We start from the raw sequence: 15,532 nt of genomic DNA, 5'->3' as shown, positions 1-15,532 counted from the left end.
TAGAGAGGGAACTTCAGCATCCATGAAAAAAATAATCTATATCTATATCAATTAATTTAATTTCTAGGGAGCGATGTTTATGGTGACTCTTCATTATCCATTTTGGCCAAAAATCTCTAAATCTTTAAAAGTTCCATCCACTTCGCTATATGACAACCTCAAAGTCAGTGCAAATCGTTATCCCGATCAAGATGCTATTTTTTACTATGGTAATAAACTATCTTACGAAAGGCTGGACACAGAGGTCAATGCATTTGCCGGCTACCTAGAGCATAAGTTAGGTGTCCAAAAAGGGGATAAGATTTTACTCTTCATGCAGAATTCACCGCAGTTTGTCATCGGTTATTACGCGATCCTAAGGATCAATGCCGTTGTGGTTCCCATTAATCCGATGCTCGTTGCTGAAGAACTAGAATTTTATGTGAAAGATTGCGACATTAAGACTGCGCTTACAGGTCAAGAATTATACGACCGAGTCGGACCGCTGCTTGGTAAAACTTCCCTACAGAACATAGTGATTGCAGCCTATTCCGATTATGTTGGCCATGGGTTTGAAGGTTTTCTTCCAAAAGAGGTGGAAGCGCCGCGCGTTCATTTGACCCAGCCTGGACACTACCTTTGGAATCAGGCGATTGAAGCAAAACTGACCCCATCCGTACATACAACAAAGGGAGACGATCTGGCCTGTCTGCCCTATACCTCCGGAACAACAGGTCTGCCAAAGGGCTGTATGCATACAAATAAAACGATCAATGCCAATACAGTAGGATCTTATCATTGGTCATCCACCACCACGAATGCCGTTCATTTAATGACGCTGCCTCTTTTCCATGTGACTGGCATGGTTCATAGTATGCATATGCCAATTTTTAGTGGTAGTACAATGGTGATTTTGACTAGATGGAACCGTGACGTAGCTGTTGAATTGATTAAAAATGTAGGATGTACCCATTGGGTGACGATTGCCACCATGATTGTAGATTTTTTAGCTAATCCTCATTTGAAGAAGGAAGATATAGCTTCTTTAACTTTTATATCTGGAGGTGGCGCGGCATTACCAGAGGCGGTAGGTGAAAAATTATATCAACTAACCGGATTACGATTTGTCGAAGGATATGGACTATCAGAAACGATTGCCCAAACCCATTTTAATCCACCAAATCGTCCAAAGATGCAATGCCTAGGGATCCCTTCCTTTGATGTAGACGCAAGAGTCATTGACCCCGTAACAGAGAAGGAACTCGGCATGGGGGAAATCGGCGAAATCATAGTGAACGGTCCGCAGGTGATGGTCGGCTATTATAACCGCGATGATGAAAATAAAAGCTCTTTTATCGACATCGACGGGGAAACGTTTTTTAGAACTGGCGATATTGGCCGATATGATGAAGAAGGATATTTCTTTATGGTTGACCGGGTCAAACGAATGATTAATGCTTCTGGTTATAAAGTGTGGCCAACCGAAGTAGAATCCTATCTTTATAAACATCCAGCTATACAGCAGGCCTGTGTGGTCGGGGTCCCTGACCCCAAAAGAGGTGAAACGGTCAAAGCTTTTGTAATTTTAAATGATGGTTTTGAAGGAGAAATCACGGAGGAAGAAATTATTAATTGGGCCAAACAGCATATGGCTGCCTATAAATACCCAAGGCAGATTGAGTTTAGACAGCAATTCCCAATGACGTCAAGTGGAAAAATCCTCTGGCGGACCCTTCAGGAAGAGGAAAAAGTAAAAGCATAACGTTAGCCCAAAAGGTGAGGAGTAAATCCAACAGGAATGCTCCTCAACCTAAAGCATTCATCGGCTGAAGATTTGGGGCAAAAAGTAAAAAGAAGGGAGGGACTGTCCTTGCTTAAAGTTATTCCCCTTGTATTGGAAACTGATTTTGCCGAATGGACTGTAAATGCTTTTTTGGCAATAGGCGATACACTAACCTTAATCGATACAGGGAAATTACGGTAAAGAGTCCTTTCAGCAGCTTAAATCCGAACTACATAAACATGGCGTTACCTTTCGTGATTTAGACCACATTGTCCTAACCCATATCCATATTGATCACGAAGGAGGTATACCTTTTATCCAGGCCGAAACGGATATTCCTATTTTTGTCCATGAACAGGCACAAGAATCGTTCAATGCAGGCATCGATAAGTTTAATAGAGACCTACAGTTTTTTCAGAATTTCCTGCAGTCATGTGGTGCGGACGCTTCCAAGCACATGGTACAGCGCCGCTTTCAGGAGGAAATTTGGAAAAATATAAGGTATGTGAACGAAGGAGACAAGATTTCAATAGGTGGCAGTGATTATGAAGTGGTTCATGTCCCGGGGCATAGTCAATCAGATATTTTATTGTGGAACCCTGTAACAGGGGATGCCTTTGCTGGGGACCACTTAATTAAAGCATTTTCAGTTAATGCGTTCATTGAATCTCCTACTATGATGGGCCAAAGCCGACCCAAGCCATTATTACAATCGAGACTCTATAGAAAAAGTCAGCGAACTGCCGTTAACCACCATTTATCCAGGCCACGGAGAGCCATTTACCCAACATATTAAACTGATTCAAAAAAGGCTGGAAGAACAGGAAATACGCTGCGAACAGATCTTAAATATTCTTGCGAATGGTAGCAAAAGTATCTTTGCAATATGTTAAGAAATGTATCCCCGTTTAAAAGGAAGGATGATTTTTTTAGGTTTATCGCAAATCCAAGGGCATCTAGATTTACTCGTAGAACGTCAAAAAGTCAGCTTTTTGCAAAATGGACCCATTGTAGAGTATTTTGCTTGATAGTGAGACTCGACTATCTGCCGAAGGAGAGGATTGTGTGAATCTGAAAGACCTGCTCGATGCAAATATAGTTAAATTTGGTGAGTACCCTTCTCTTTTTTTAGAGGAAAAACATATACAAACGTCGAGACTAAGCAGTATGCAGAACAACTGTTCGTCTGTTTGGTTGAAAAAGGACTTCAAAAAGGAGACCGGGTGATTATTTGTATGCCAAACTGCCCGGAAGTCCTTTTTGCCTATCAAGGGGTGACCCTGGCGGGAGCAATCATCGTGCCAATCATGTTTACACTTCATCCAAAAGAAATTTATTACATTTTCCGTAATTCCGGATCCAAATCCATCATAACCTCTTCATATGTCCTCCAAAATGTCGAAAGAGTATTAGCATTAGAAGCCCTGCCAGAGAGACAAATGTAATCGTAACAGATTCACCATCAAATGAAAATATCATAACTTTTATGATCTGTTAGTACGGGTCGAAAAAACAGTTGTGATTAATTAAAAGCAGACGACCCAGCCGTTATTCTTTACACATCTGGGATTACTGGAAACCCAAAAGGTGTTCTGTTAACACACAAAAATTTGTTTTCCAATGCATATAATTCTGCCAAACACAATGAAACAGAGCAGAGCACCACACTGGGAGTTCTGCCGCTTGCCCATGTCTATGGTCTAACGGTTTCAAATGTATGTTACCTCACGGGCAGTGCCATTGTGATATTATCCAGCTTTGATGTCAAAGCCGTGTTAAAAGCGATTGAGCGAATTAGTGGTCAGCGGTGATAATATCAGACCAGGATATTATCAAAATCAGGAAGAAACCAACCGGGTGTTAAAGGATTCATGGTTACACACAGGAGACATGGGCCGGGTGGATGACGAAGGCTATGTGTACATTGTCGACCGGAAAAAGGACTTGATTATACGCGACGGATTTAATGTGTATTCTCGGTTGTCGAAGAACTACTCAACGGTCATGATGCCGTATTTGAAGCCGCAGTGGTAGGCGTTCCGGATGAGCGGATGGGAGAGGAACTTGTCGCCTGTATTGTGAAGAAACCGAGAACTGACGTGACGGAGGATGAATTAATTCGATATTGTCAGGCTCATTTGGCGAAAAACAAAACACCGAAACGAGTCGTTTTCCTTGATAGGCTGCCGCGAAATGGAGTGGGCAAGATTTTAAAGACCCAGCTTCGAAAAACTGCCTTGGATATTGTGATTAGCTAGAGAACAGAAAGGAGAATTTATGATGGAAAAAAGAAGGATTTTAACGACTAGTACGAGGGGATTGTTGGAGGATTCTTTTCCCTATCGTCTTTACCAAAAGGCAAAACGGATAGGAACATGGAATCCGGCAGATATTGATTTTACACAGGACCAGAAGGACTGGAGTGCGATGACTAACGAGCAGCGGGAAGATATACTCCGCTTAATTTCTCAATTCCAAGCAGGCGAAGAGGCCGTGACACTGGATCTGCTTCCGTTAATTATGGCAATTGCAAAAGAGGGTCGGCTGGAGGAGGAAATGTTTTTAACGACTTTTTTGTTTGAGGAAGCAAAACACACGGAATTTTTTAGGCTGGTATTGAATGCATTGAGTGAAAAGGGGGATTTATCTCATTTTCATACAACGACCTATCAAAAGATTTTCTATGAAATCCTCCCAAACACGATGGCACGCCTTGTAACCGACCAATCACCTGAGGCGATTGCCGAAGCATCAGTCGTATATAACATGTTTGTCGAGGGAGTTTTGGCGGAAACTGGCTATTTTTCTTTTTATAACGCATTGGAAACAGCCGGTATTATGCCTGGCTTATTAGAGGGAATTGGCCATTTAAAGAAGGATGAATCACGTCATATTGGTTACGGGACATTCCTTTTGCAGCGATTAATTTGTGAACACCCGCATTTATTTGATTTTGTTACGGCTAAAATGGGGGAATTAACCCCATTAGCCATTAAGCTCAACCAGGAGGGTATCGCGGGAAGGGAGGTAAGCTCGTTCGGCGGAAATCCAGATGACATTATGAATTTTACACTTAAACAGTTATCAGTCCGAATGGAAATTTTAGCAAGGGCGAGGGGTAAAAAAATCGATGAGATTTATAGATATACAGATAGTGAGTTAGGTGTGTTGTAGTGGAATGGAGTTATGTTGCCCTATTTGACCAAAACGAATGAAAAGGTGAGAATTAATATGAAAACAACCTTATCACAGTTTATGTTACGTACAGGCATTTACAGTGGTTCAAATTCACGAGCGATGGTACCTAGTTTATTTGCTGGTCTAGGGGCCAAGCGGGTCCTGCTTTTAAGTGACCGCGGTTTAGAAAAGGCCGGTATCGTTAAAAAAGTGGCCTCGATTTTTGATTTAACGAGAAATGGATCAGGACCACAGCTGGTCGGAACCTACTTGGATATCGCCCAGGATGCGGAAAGCAGCTCTATTAACGATGCCATCCGCTATGCCAAGGAAGTCGGGGCAGATAGTTTACTAGCCGTTGGCGGCGGAAGTGTTTTAGATACAGTAAAAGGGGTGAAATATGCTCTCCATAAAGGCTTAGAGGATATCAAAGAGGCGACTCCAGGCGGGCTTCTTTACGAACAATTCCCAAAAGCGAATCATATTCCACTCCCGCATATCGCCATCCCAACAACGGCGGGAACCGGCTCAGAAGTTTCACCAATTGCCGTGATTTTTAATGAAGACATTCAAATGAAGACCAACATTATAAATCCATTTATTAATGCTGATATAGCGATATTGGATCCTGATTTAACCGTTGGGTTGCCCCCATTGATTACAGCCTTCACCGGCTTTGATGCTCTAACACATGCGATTGAAGCACTGGCCTCACCTACCTCAACAAGTCTAACCGATGCCTATGCATTGCATACGATTCGCTTAATTGAAAAAAATCTTCCAATTGCTGTTGAAGATGGCGGTAACTTGAATGCCCGGATGAATCTGTTGCAAGCCAGTCTAATGGGGATTACCGCCTTTAGCTTCGCGCTTAATGCCATTCCGGTTCATAATATGGCCCATGCTTATGGCGCCATGTTTCGAATCCCACATGGCTTAGCTAACGCAGTCTTTTTACCCGTTGTAATGGAGCTGGTTCCGCAGTTATATTTACCAAAGGCTTTCGAGCTGGCACAGGCACTCGATGTAGAGGCGAACGATGATACACCAGAAACAACGCTGACCAAAGTCATTGAAAAAATAAGATTGCTGCAGCAAAGCGTCGGCTTGCCGGCAGATTTCAAGCAGTACAATATCACTGAAGAGGCATTGGATGCTACCATTTCTGCCGTAATGAAGGACCCTGCCGCGGTAAGCTTTCCAATGTCGGCTGAATTAATTGCTACGATTGGACAAAAGGTTGTCCCAATAACAGTGAAATAACAAATGATGAGAAACAAAGGTTATCATGGTCAAAACCTTTGTTTCTTTTTGTATTTTTTTCTTTGTATCCCAAAACATCTTGATATATAATTTGCAATAGGGTCATTTAAGTCCAGAGACATGATCTACATAAAATTTTGATTGTTAGGGGTAGTAAAATGGAAAAAGTACTTATTTTCGGTCATAAAAATCCAGACACCGATACCATTTGTTCTGCTATTGCTTATGCAGATTTGAAAAAACAATTAGGCGTAGACGCTGAACCAGTTCGCCTAGGACAAATTAATGGAGAAACACAATTTGCGCTAAACACATTTAACGCTGAAATTCCACGTTTAGTTGAAGCAGTAGCTTCTGAAGTAAATTCTGTTATCTTGGTGGATCACAACGAGCGTCAGCAAAGTGCCAATGATATTACAGACGTTCGCGTATTAGAAGTTATCGATCACCACCGTATCGCTAACTTTGAAACAAGCGATCCATTATACTACCGCTGCGAGCCAGTTGGTTGTACAGCTACTATTTTAAATAAAATGTACAAAGAAAACGGTAAAGAAATTAAGAAGGAAATTGCTGGTCTTATGTTATCTGCCATTATTTCTGACTCTTTATTGTTCAAATCTCCAACTTGTACACCTGAAGATGTTGCAGCAGCGAAGGAATTAGCGGCAATTGCTGGTGTTGATGCGGAAACATATGGTTTGGAAATGTTAAAAGCAGGCGCGGACGTTCGCGATAAATCAATTGCTGAACTTTTAAGCCTTGATGCTAAAGGATTTGAAATGGGTTCAAGCAAAGTAGAAATCGCTCAAGTAAACGTAGTAGACACAGCGGATGTCCTTGAGCGTCAAGCAGAATTAGAAGCTGCTATTTCAAACATCATTGCAGAAAAGAACTTAGACTTGTTCCTATTTGTTGTAACAGATATTTTAACAAATGACTCTGTTGGTTTAGCCTTAGGAAGCAAAACCGCTGCTGTTGAAAAAGCGTACAATGTTACACTTGAAAATAACACAGCAACCTTAAAAGGTGTTGTTTCACGTAAGAAACAAATCGTACCTGTATTAACTGACATTTTTAATCAAGGTATTTAATCAAAAAAAGTTCACAGTGGCATCACTGTGAACTTTTTTTATCCGGATTTTCTTCTTTTTTCTGATTCATCAAGAAAAAAGTAAGTGGCTGTTCGGAACCGGTCATCAATTTGTACACATAAGATGAGGTAAGTTTGTAGCCTTCGTCAATCTTATCTACCAAGTAATTAGTTCGCTCAAATAGGATGGAACGGACATGGTTTAACTGGCGTCCTAGTTTATCCAACAGTGCCTCCTGGGTATCAAGCCGTTTTAACATCCCCCCGTAAATTTCCTCTTGTTTCGTTAATTTTTCGGCGGCTTGTTTTTGCATGTCAAGCTGTTCATTCATTTGTTCTGCTAGCTGCAGATGCGCTTCTTCGTTCTTTTCTAAGCGATCCGAAATGCTATCACATGTTTTGCTAATTTGAGTGATTTTTTCGGTCAAGGATTCGCTTACCTGAAATTCCTTTTCAACCATAGTCTCTAATTGGATATTCTTTTCATGAAGGGAATATAGATTAGTGACCATTTCGTTTTCAAATTTTTGCTGCCTAATTGTATTATTTTTTAAATCACTCAATTGATAATCCACTTGTTGCCACTGGGTATTTTGGGCATCTGTTTGCTGCTGATAACGAGTTTTCATTTCAGCTAATGCCTCTTTCATTGCTTGATAAGCCTTTTGCTGCTCCTGCATCAGTTCAGTTAGGAAATCCTGTCTTGATTCTACCTGATTGGGTTCAGCTAAATGGCTATTATTTCTGTATAAATTTGGGTGCTTATTTTTATTGATGAATAATCCCATACCTCTCTCCGCCTTTAATTTTTTTTGTTGTGATAGTTTATGCAAACAAATTCAAACAGGGGACATGATTGGGCTAGATCACAGTGGAAAAGCGCAGGGCGCCTGCCTATCGGCGACAAGCACAAGACGAGCCGGACGAAAGTTTCTTTTTAACCTTTTGGTCGGATTGGCTTGTGACCTCGAGCCGATGGCGCCTGGAGCTGGACAATTCTCAAAGTCGAAATTTCTTATTCTTAAACAAAAAACTGCTTGGAATGATCCAAGCAGTTTGCATTAAACCAACTGTGGTGTTTTTAAGACGAATTTTTCAACGACTTTCGCTACACCGTCGTTCATATTGGTGTCTGTTACATAATTGGCTTTGTCTTTGATATCTTGTGGAGCATTGCCCATGGCAACACCCAACCCAGCAAATTCAATCATCGCTAGATCGTTGTAACTGTCGCCAATGGCAATCACTTCTTCTCGTGTAATACCAAGTTGTCCAATTAGAGATTCGAGGCTGGTACCTTTTGTTACACCCTTTTCGGTAAATTCCAAAAAGAAAGGTTTGGAGCGCATGACACTAAGTTCTTCTTCTAATTCTTGTTGAAGGGTTTTTTCCACTTCAGCGAGTTTTTCCGGTGCATCTACCATTAACACCTTAACAACTGGTTCATTTACTGACTCTATAAAACTGTCAACTTCAAAAATATCTAAGCCTGTTATTTCTGCTTCGATATTGGTGTATTGATTTCCAGCTTCCGTTACAATCAAGTCACCAACATAGGTGTGGATCCATACATCTTCACGACGGCTTAATTCATATAAGCGGTGCGCTGTTTCGGGTGATAAGGTGCTGCTAAACAGCTCTTCACCTGTTTGACAGTTGGTGATTTTTGCCCCATTGAAAGATAATATGAAGCTTCCATATTCCTTCAATTCAAGCTCATCTGCAATATCATACATGGCAGACGTCGGGCGCCCGGATGCAAGTACCACCTTAACACCCAATTTTTGAGCCTCCATTAAGGCTTGTTTCGTACGAGGGGCAATGGTGTGGTCATCTTGTAATAAAGTATCATCTAAATCTAGTACAATCATTTTATATGACAATTTGATGCGTCCTTTCTTTGTTAAGTTTCTTATCCCATCTTACTATAATTCTAGGAAAAAAACTTGATACAAATGAATCCAATTACAGATTTCATTAATAAGATATTGAAAATAGGGAAATGGAAGGTGTGCAGTGATGTTTATTTTTAATCTATTTAAAAATAAATGTGCGATTTGTAAAAGGAAGGTGAGTCCTTTAAGGACGTATATTACTGACAAAGGTGACATGGTGAAGGTTTGTATTTCTTGTTCAGAGTATGCTGAGAGAAGGGCTTATCGAAAAGTAAAATAGTTTCAACCTACAATTTTTTAAAACAGGTTAATTGGTTTTGTAGGATTTGAATTTGTGTTGAGAGGTCCAACGAAAAATTATTCGTAAAAGTTTCATAACATCCGAATGAGATTTGCTACTTACTTTTCAGGAGTTATGATAGGTTTAAAACCCCTAAACGAAGCAAGCGCGTCGTTCTACAGAGGTTATGAAGGGTTCAAAACCCCCGAATGGAGCAAGCGCGTCGACCTACAGGGGTTATGAAGAGTTCAAAACCCCCGAATGAAGCAATCGCGCCTACAGGGGTTATGAAGAGTTCAAAACCCCCGAACGGAGAAAGAACGATGAGCTACAGGGGTTATGAAAGGTCTATAACCCCCGAACGGAGCAAGCGCGGTGTCCTACAGGAGTTATGAAAGGTTTCACACCCCTTAAAAGACTAGTTTGCTGTCCTTTAGAAATCAGAAAGGGTTCTGCTTCAGGTTTTATCCAGGTAACGATCATAGTAACCCATCAAAAAAGAACTCCTTGAAAGAGTTCTTTGTGAAAATATTATTCTAGTAATGAACGCCCCGCTAATTCATGTTTTCCAGTTGGAGGCCATACACAAAGATCAAATGGGTAATCAGAACCAGGGACCACTCGTTCATCTCCAACGTTTTTAATTAGAAAATCTAAACTATCTTGATTCCAAAGTACAGTGTCATACCAGAAACGTTTTAAATATTCCGATGGTTTCGCTTTCAATTTAGAGGAAACCAATGTCCATTGTTCATACCCTTTATCGAGCCTGCCAATCTGATAAGGCAGGAACCCGCCGCCATGGGCAAATACTATTTTTACATCGGGAAATTGGTCAATCAAGCCACTCAACAAGAGGTCGGTTGCACAGACTGTTGTTTCCCAAGGGACCCCGATTAAATTTGGCATCATCCTTCTTTTTAACCTTGGGTCTTCACATAATAAGGGATGAATAAATACAATCGCCTTCATTCGATTGGCTTCTTCAAAGAAAGGGATAAAAAATTCGTCTGATAGCATCTGACCCTCTAACCCAGGCCCGATGATTACCCCTTTTAGCCCTAAGTTCATCGCATCATGTAAGACTTTGGCTGCTAAAACTGGATTGGTTAGCGGAACCGTTCCTAGAGCCGATAGGCGTTCTGGTGCGGAATGCGTCCATTCTGCTAAGGAGCGATTATAAACACTTGAAATCTCTGTGACGATTTCGTCAGGAAAATCATACATAAACAGCTGTGGTATCGGCGAGATAACGGAATGAGTCACACCGGCCATTTCTTGTTCAGCTAAATATTTATTTTCATCAATAAAAGCACGTTTTAATTCAAATCCCCATTTTTCATTTACGACTAAGAAGTCGTCTTTTCCTTCTTCCTTTTTGATCCACTTTGCATTTACTGTTCTTTGATTGTCCTTCAACCATGCTAAAACATCTGATGGGATAAAATGAGTGTGGAAATCATACAACCGAAACAACCCCTTTTTACAATTAATAAATTGGTAGACTAGTAACCTCGATACCCCATTCTTGTTGATACCTCTTTTGCAGCACTCATTACCTTTTTGGCAAGTCCTTGAATTTTATGCTGCTGTATTCTTTGGTTTGGACCAACCACAGATAAGGCAGCAATAACCTTGCCACGATAATCAAAAATAGGGGCGGCAATGGAGGTCACTCCTTCTAAAATTTCTTCTGTACTACTTGCATACCCGTTCTCTTTTACTTGTTTTAAATGGGTCCGAAATTTTTGTGGATTCGTGATGGTATTCTTGGTGAATTTTTTTATGCCTTTTTCGATAACTTCATTGACGACGTCTTCAGGAGAATGTGCTAGTAAGACCTTCCCGGAACTTGTACAATGTGGAGGATTTCGCTTTCCAATATGGGTTAAGAATCTGACTGGATGGTTACATTCCACCTTTTGAAGATAGATAACATCTAAATGGTCCAAAACGGAAATATGGGCTGTTTCGCCAATATTTTCTACTAACCGATTTAAGACAGGTTGTGATTCTCGGTAGATATCCATCTGACTGCTGACAATCCCGCTTAATGATAGAATCGAAAGACCTAACCGATATTTTTTTGATTCTGGATCTTTGTAAACAAACCCTTCGCTTGCAAGCGTTGTCATTGTTCGACTGACGGTACTTTTGTTAAGTTCGAGGGCAGCAGATATTTCGCTGACCTTTTTTTCAGGTTCATCCATGGTAAAGCATTGTAAAATCCGAAGTGCATTTTTAACGGATGAAAGGTGACTTTCGTTGTCGATCTTTTCGGTCAAATGAAATCCCTCCTTCAGAAGTGTTTCACTATGTAAAACATAGTTGCTCTATAGTCGGCAATATACCAGAAAAAAAGCAAAATGAAAACAGTATTTTAAAAAATTGTGAATTATTTAAAAAATTTATAAAAAAATTGGGTTTGTTGCATATAGAGAAACTGAAGCGTTGTTTATGAAATTCGGAAGCGTTACCATAATGTTATGAAAATATCAAAATATCAACTTTTTTCTAGGAGGAATTTCGACATGCAAGTAGAAACTAGAGTAAGAGCCATTAATTGTTTACACTTTATCAACGGCCAATTTGTCGAATCACAAAATCAAAAAACGTTTGAAAATATTAACCCAGCAACAGAGGAAGTTTTAGGAACGGTCGCCGAAGGAGGGAAAGAAGAAGTAAATTTTGCGGTAGCGGCTGCGAGAAGAGCTCTAAATGGAAAATGGAAGACCATGGGTGTTGTGCAACGTTCTAAAATCTTACGTCGCATTGGGGATTTAATTCTTGAGAGACAGGAAGAACTGGCCCATCTCGAATCTATGGATACTGGAAAACCATTTTCATTAGCCAATAGTGTAGATGTACCGCGTGCAGCCTTTAACTTTCACTTTTTCGCTGATTATATAACTTCTGTTGGAACCGATGCGAATATGCAGGATGATATTGCCCTTCATTATACGTATCGCAGACCTGTCGGTGTTGTTGGTATTATTAAGCCTTGGAACCTGCCGTTATTATTGTTAACTTGGAAGTTAGCCCCATGTTTAGCAATGGGCAATACGGCTGTCATTAAACCGGCAGAATGGACGCCAATGACGGCTACCGTATTAATGGAGATTTGTAAAGAAGCAGGGGTTCCGGATGGAGTGGTCAATCTTGTTCATGGATTTGGACCTAATTCCGCAGGTGCCGCGATTTCGGAACATCCGGATGTGGATGCCATTTCATTTATTGGTGAGCCAAGAACTGGGACCGCTATCATGAAATCGGCAGCTGACACTTTGAAAAAGCTTTCCTTTGAACTAGGCGGTAAAAATCCAAACATTATCTTTGCTGATTCTGATTTAGATGAAGTAATTGAAACAACAATTAAATCCAGCTTTGAGAATCAAGGAGAAGTTTGTTTATGCGGTTCAAGGATTTATGTGGAACGCCCTGTATACGAAGAATTTTTAACTAGATTTGCAGAAAGAGTTAGAACCTTAAAAGTGGGCCATCCGCTTGAAGCAGATACGAATGTAGGTGCATTGGTCAGCAAAGAACATTATGACCGTGTCAACAGCTATATTGAGATTGCCCGAGAAGACGGCGGTACCATTCTGACAGGCGGGAAACGCCCAAGTCGATATCAAAAAGGGTATTACTTAGAACCAACGATTATCACGGGGCTTGATCGTAATTCTCGCTGTGTTCGGGAGGAAATTTTTGGACCAGTTGTTACGGTTTTACCATTTGATATGGAAGAAGAAGTGGTGATGCAGGCAAATGATACTCATTATGGGTTAGCAGCAACCATTTGGACAAACGACTTAAAAAGAGCTCACCGAGTGGCACATCAGTTGGAGGCTGGAATCATTTGGGTCAATACTTGGTTCTTACGCGATTTAAGAACACCATTTGGCGGTATGAAGCATAGCGGAATCGGCAGAACAGGCGGCATGCACAGTATCGACTTCTACTCTGAACTTTCCAATGTCACAATCAAACTTTAGGTTGAGTTAAGGTTTTTGATGATTTTATAGCAGTTGATTGGAGCGGAAGGCGCTCGACTCCTGCAGGAGTACGGGGCAGGGGAGACCCCACAGGCGCCTTCAGCGCCGAGGAGGCTCCCCGGCACGCCTGCGGGTTTGCTGAGCGCCTGTAGCGGAAATCAATATTGCCAAACTATAAGAAGGGAAGTAAATCCGTTGACTAGTAAAGTAAAACAATTTGCAGAACAGTTAGCCGAAGCAGAAACGACCAAAATAGGCATTGCCCCTTTAACATCCGTTGAGCCGGAGCTTACAGTAGAAGAGGCTTATCATATTCAGCTTGAAAATATTAATAAAAAAATTGCGCAAGGACAAAAAATCGTTGGCAAGAAAATAGGGTTAACGTCATTAGCCATGCAGAACCTGTTGTGCGTTGATGAGCCAGATTACGGCCATCTACTAGATAATATGGTAGTAGAAAATGGCGGATCCATTTCAATTGAATCCGTTCTCCAGCCAAAGGTAGAAGCTGAGATTGCCTTTATTTTAAAAAAGGACTTACGCGGACCGAATGTAACCACTCTTGATGTTCTTCAGGCAACTGAATATGTCGTGCCAGCGCTGGAAATCGTCGATAGTAGAGTCCAAGATTGGAAGATAAAGCTGCAGGATACGGTTGCCGATAATGGGTCCTCAAGTTTTTACGTATTAGGCGGAAAACCAACTAGAATCGAAGATATTGATTTGGAATTAGTCGGCATGGTCTTAACGAAAAACGGTGAACTCGTTAATACAGGTGTCGGTGCAGCTGCATTGGGAAATCCGGCTACATGTGTCGCATGGTTAGCAAATAAACTATCAGAATTTGATATCCCGCTTCGTGCAGGGGAAGTAATCCTTTCCGGTGCGTTGTCCGCTGCGGAAGCAGCAAATAAAGGAGATTCATTTACGGCGAGATTTGCTCATATCGGTCAAGTTAGTGTGCACTTTTAATATGGAGAAAAAGAGGGGAAAACAGTGAGTCAAATTAAGGAAATAGCCAATTATCTAGTTGCAGCCGAGCTTGAACAACGTGAGGTCGAGAAGGTAACCTCCAATTTATGGCCTGATTTAACGGTAGAGGAAGCATATCAGGTTCAGGAAGAAATCGTTCAAATGAAACTGCAGGAAGGCAGAAGAATAGTTGGTCCAAAGATGGGTTTAACCAGTTTTGCCAAGATGAAACAAATGGGGATTGATGATCCCATCTATGGATATGTGTTTGATTATATGCTGATTGAGAATGGAGGCAAACTGCCATTACATGAGATGATTCATCCAAAAGTAGAAGCGGAAATTGCATTTGTAATCGGAGAAGATATCGAGGGTCCTGGTGTAACAGGTGCTCAAGTTCTCGCTAAAACGGACTATGTACTGCCTGCATTAGAAATCATTGACAGCCGCTATGAAAATTTCAACTTTACCTTACCGGACGTGATTGCAGATAATGCTTCGACCTCAAGGGTTGTATTTGGTACAACTTTAAAGAGACCAGATCAATTTGAACTAGATTTACTTGGTTCAACACTATCGATTAATGGTGAAATTAGGGAGCTTGGGGCAGGTGCAGCTGTATTAGGACACCCGGCACATTCAATTGCCATGCTAGCGAATATGCTTGCCAAAAAGGGACAAAAAGTGCGCAAGGGTGATGTTATTTTAACAGGTGGTATCACCAGCGCAGTAATGCTGAAATACGGTGATGTGGTCAGCGGAAAATTTGATGGACTAGGTGAAGTTACGTTTACAGTAACGGATTAAAGGATCTTTTTATAAAAAGGATGATAAGATATGCCACTTATTAATGTGCAGATTATGGAGGGAAGACCTCCTGAGAAAGTAACAGAATTAATCCAGAATCTTACCAATACAGTTCAGGAAACCTTAAACGCACCAAGAGAAAGTATTCGCGTAATCGTAACTGAAATTCCAAAAACCCATTGGGGAATTGCAGGAGTACCTGCTTCAGAAAGATAGGACACAACAGGGGAGCATGGGGATATCGATGCTCCCTGTGATTATTCATTATTGTAAGCGTTAACTCGGTAA

Annotated in this window: 16 protein-coding genes; 12 read left to right on the top strand and 4 right to left on the bottom strand. The window is 41.0% G+C overall.

The window, feature by feature from the left end; translation table 11 throughout:
- Window positions 1-79 precede the first annotated feature (79 nt).
- From JOC76_RS11445 to JOC76_RS11420, 8 genes are all read left to right on the top strand, one after another.
- The gene (locus tag JOC76_RS11445) at window positions 80-1,741 is read left to right on the top strand and encodes a long-chain fatty acid--CoA ligase (RefSeq protein ID WP_205177737.1); all 1,662 of its coding nucleotides are present in this window, start codon (window positions 80-82) and stop codon (window positions 1,739-1,741) included.
- A 202-nt stretch (window positions 1,742-1,943) separates the two neighbouring features.
- On the top strand, window positions 1,944-2,558 hold the full coding sequence (locus JOC76_RS11440; RefSeq protein WP_205177812.1) for an MBL fold metallo-hydrolase: 615 nt from the start codon (window positions 1,944-1,946) through the stop codon (window positions 2,556-2,558).
- A gap of 382 nt (window positions 2,559-2,940) precedes the next feature.
- The gene (locus JOC76_RS30850) at window positions 2,941-3,207 is read left to right on the top strand and encodes an AMP-binding protein (protein ID WP_372441934.1); all 267 of its coding nucleotides are present in this window, start codon (window positions 2,941-2,943) and stop codon (window positions 3,205-3,207) included.
- 105 nt (window positions 3,208-3,312) lie between these two features.
- On the top strand, window positions 3,313-3,573 hold the full coding sequence (locus JOC76_RS30845) for an AMP-binding protein (protein WP_372441933.1): 261 nt from the start codon (window positions 3,313-3,315) through the stop codon (window positions 3,571-3,573).
- A 216-nt stretch (window positions 3,574-3,789) separates the two neighbouring features.
- Window positions 3,790-4,020 (top strand): AMP-binding enzyme, encoded by a 231-nt coding sequence (locus JOC76_RS29975; protein WP_307784711.1) that lies wholly within the window; start codon window positions 3,790-3,792, stop codon window positions 4,018-4,020.
- Window positions 4,021-4,042: 22 nt separating this feature from the next.
- On the top strand, window positions 4,043-4,936 hold the full coding sequence (locus JOC76_RS11430) for a R2-like ligand-binding oxidase (RefSeq protein ID WP_205177736.1): 894 nt from the start codon (window positions 4,043-4,045) through the stop codon (window positions 4,934-4,936).
- Between the two features lie 57 nt (window positions 4,937-4,993).
- The gene (locus tag JOC76_RS11425) at window positions 4,994-6,202 is read left to right on the top strand and encodes an iron-containing alcohol dehydrogenase (RefSeq protein ID WP_205177735.1); all 1,209 of its coding nucleotides are present in this window, start codon (window positions 4,994-4,996) and stop codon (window positions 6,200-6,202) included.
- 158 nt (window positions 6,203-6,360) lie between these two features.
- Window positions 6,361-7,296: a manganese-dependent inorganic pyrophosphatase gene (locus JOC76_RS11420; RefSeq protein WP_205177811.1), complete on the top strand. Its 936-nt coding sequence runs from the start codon at window positions 6,361-6,363 to the stop codon at window positions 7,294-7,296.
- Window positions 7,297-7,318: 22 nt separating this feature from the next.
- Here JOC76_RS11420 and JOC76_RS11415 read toward each other — a convergent pair whose 3' ends face one another.
- The 4 genes from JOC76_RS11415 to JOC76_RS11400 form a co-directional block, all read right to left on the bottom strand.
- Window positions 7,319-8,083: a hypothetical protein gene (locus tag JOC76_RS11415; RefSeq protein ID WP_205177734.1), complete on the bottom strand. Its 765-nt coding sequence runs from the start codon at window positions 8,081-8,083 to the stop codon at window positions 7,319-7,321.
- A 273-nt stretch (window positions 8,084-8,356) separates the two neighbouring features.
- Window positions 8,357-9,178: a Cof-type HAD-IIB family hydrolase gene (locus tag JOC76_RS11410; RefSeq protein WP_205177733.1), complete on the bottom strand. Its 822-nt coding sequence runs from the start codon at window positions 9,176-9,178 to the stop codon at window positions 8,357-8,359.
- An 823-nt stretch (window positions 9,179-10,001) separates the two neighbouring features.
- A complete protein-coding gene (locus tag JOC76_RS11405) occupies window positions 10,002-10,937 on the bottom strand; it encodes an amidohydrolase family protein (protein WP_205177732.1) in 936 nt (311 codons plus the stop codon).
- Between the two features lie 38 nt (window positions 10,938-10,975).
- Window positions 10,976-11,755, bottom strand: a complete 780-nt coding sequence (locus tag JOC76_RS11400) for an IclR family transcriptional regulator (protein ID WP_239557680.1) — start codon at window positions 11,753-11,755, stop codon at window positions 10,976-10,978.
- Window positions 11,756-12,001: 246 nt separating this feature from the next.
- On the opposite strand from JOC76_RS11400, the gene JOC76_RS11395 reads away from it, so the two are divergent.
- The 4 genes from JOC76_RS11395 to JOC76_RS11380 all read left to right on the top strand — a co-directional run bounded on the left by JOC76_RS11395 (window position 12,002) and on the right by JOC76_RS11380 (window position 15,460).
- The gene (locus JOC76_RS11395; RefSeq protein WP_205177731.1) at window positions 12,002-13,465 is read left to right on the top strand and encodes an aldehyde dehydrogenase; all 1,464 of its coding nucleotides are present in this window, start codon (window positions 12,002-12,004) and stop codon (window positions 13,463-13,465) included.
- Window positions 13,466-13,660: 195 nt separating this feature from the next.
- Window positions 13,661-14,437, top strand: a complete 777-nt coding sequence (locus tag JOC76_RS11390; RefSeq protein ID WP_205177730.1) for a 2-keto-4-pentenoate hydratase — start codon at window positions 13,661-13,663, stop codon at window positions 14,435-14,437.
- 24 nt (window positions 14,438-14,461) lie between these two features.
- Window positions 14,462-15,244, top strand: a complete 783-nt coding sequence (locus JOC76_RS11385; protein WP_205177729.1) for a 2-keto-4-pentenoate hydratase — start codon at window positions 14,462-14,464, stop codon at window positions 15,242-15,244.
- A 30-nt stretch (window positions 15,245-15,274) separates the two neighbouring features.
- Window positions 15,275-15,460, top strand: coding sequence for a 4-oxalocrotonate tautomerase (locus tag JOC76_RS11380; RefSeq protein WP_205177728.1), 186 nt, complete (start codon window positions 15,275-15,277; stop codon window positions 15,458-15,460).
- The last annotated feature ends 72 nt before the right edge of the window (window positions 15,461-15,532 follow it).

Origin of the sequence: Neobacillus cucumis (assembly GCF_016908975.1) — a bacterium.
Lineage (GTDB): Bacteria > Bacillota > Bacilli > Bacillales > Cytobacillaceae > Neobacillus > Neobacillus cucumis.
The sequence above is the reverse complement of the archived record's forward strand: the minus strand, read 5'-3'. Positions and strand labels throughout refer to the sequence as shown.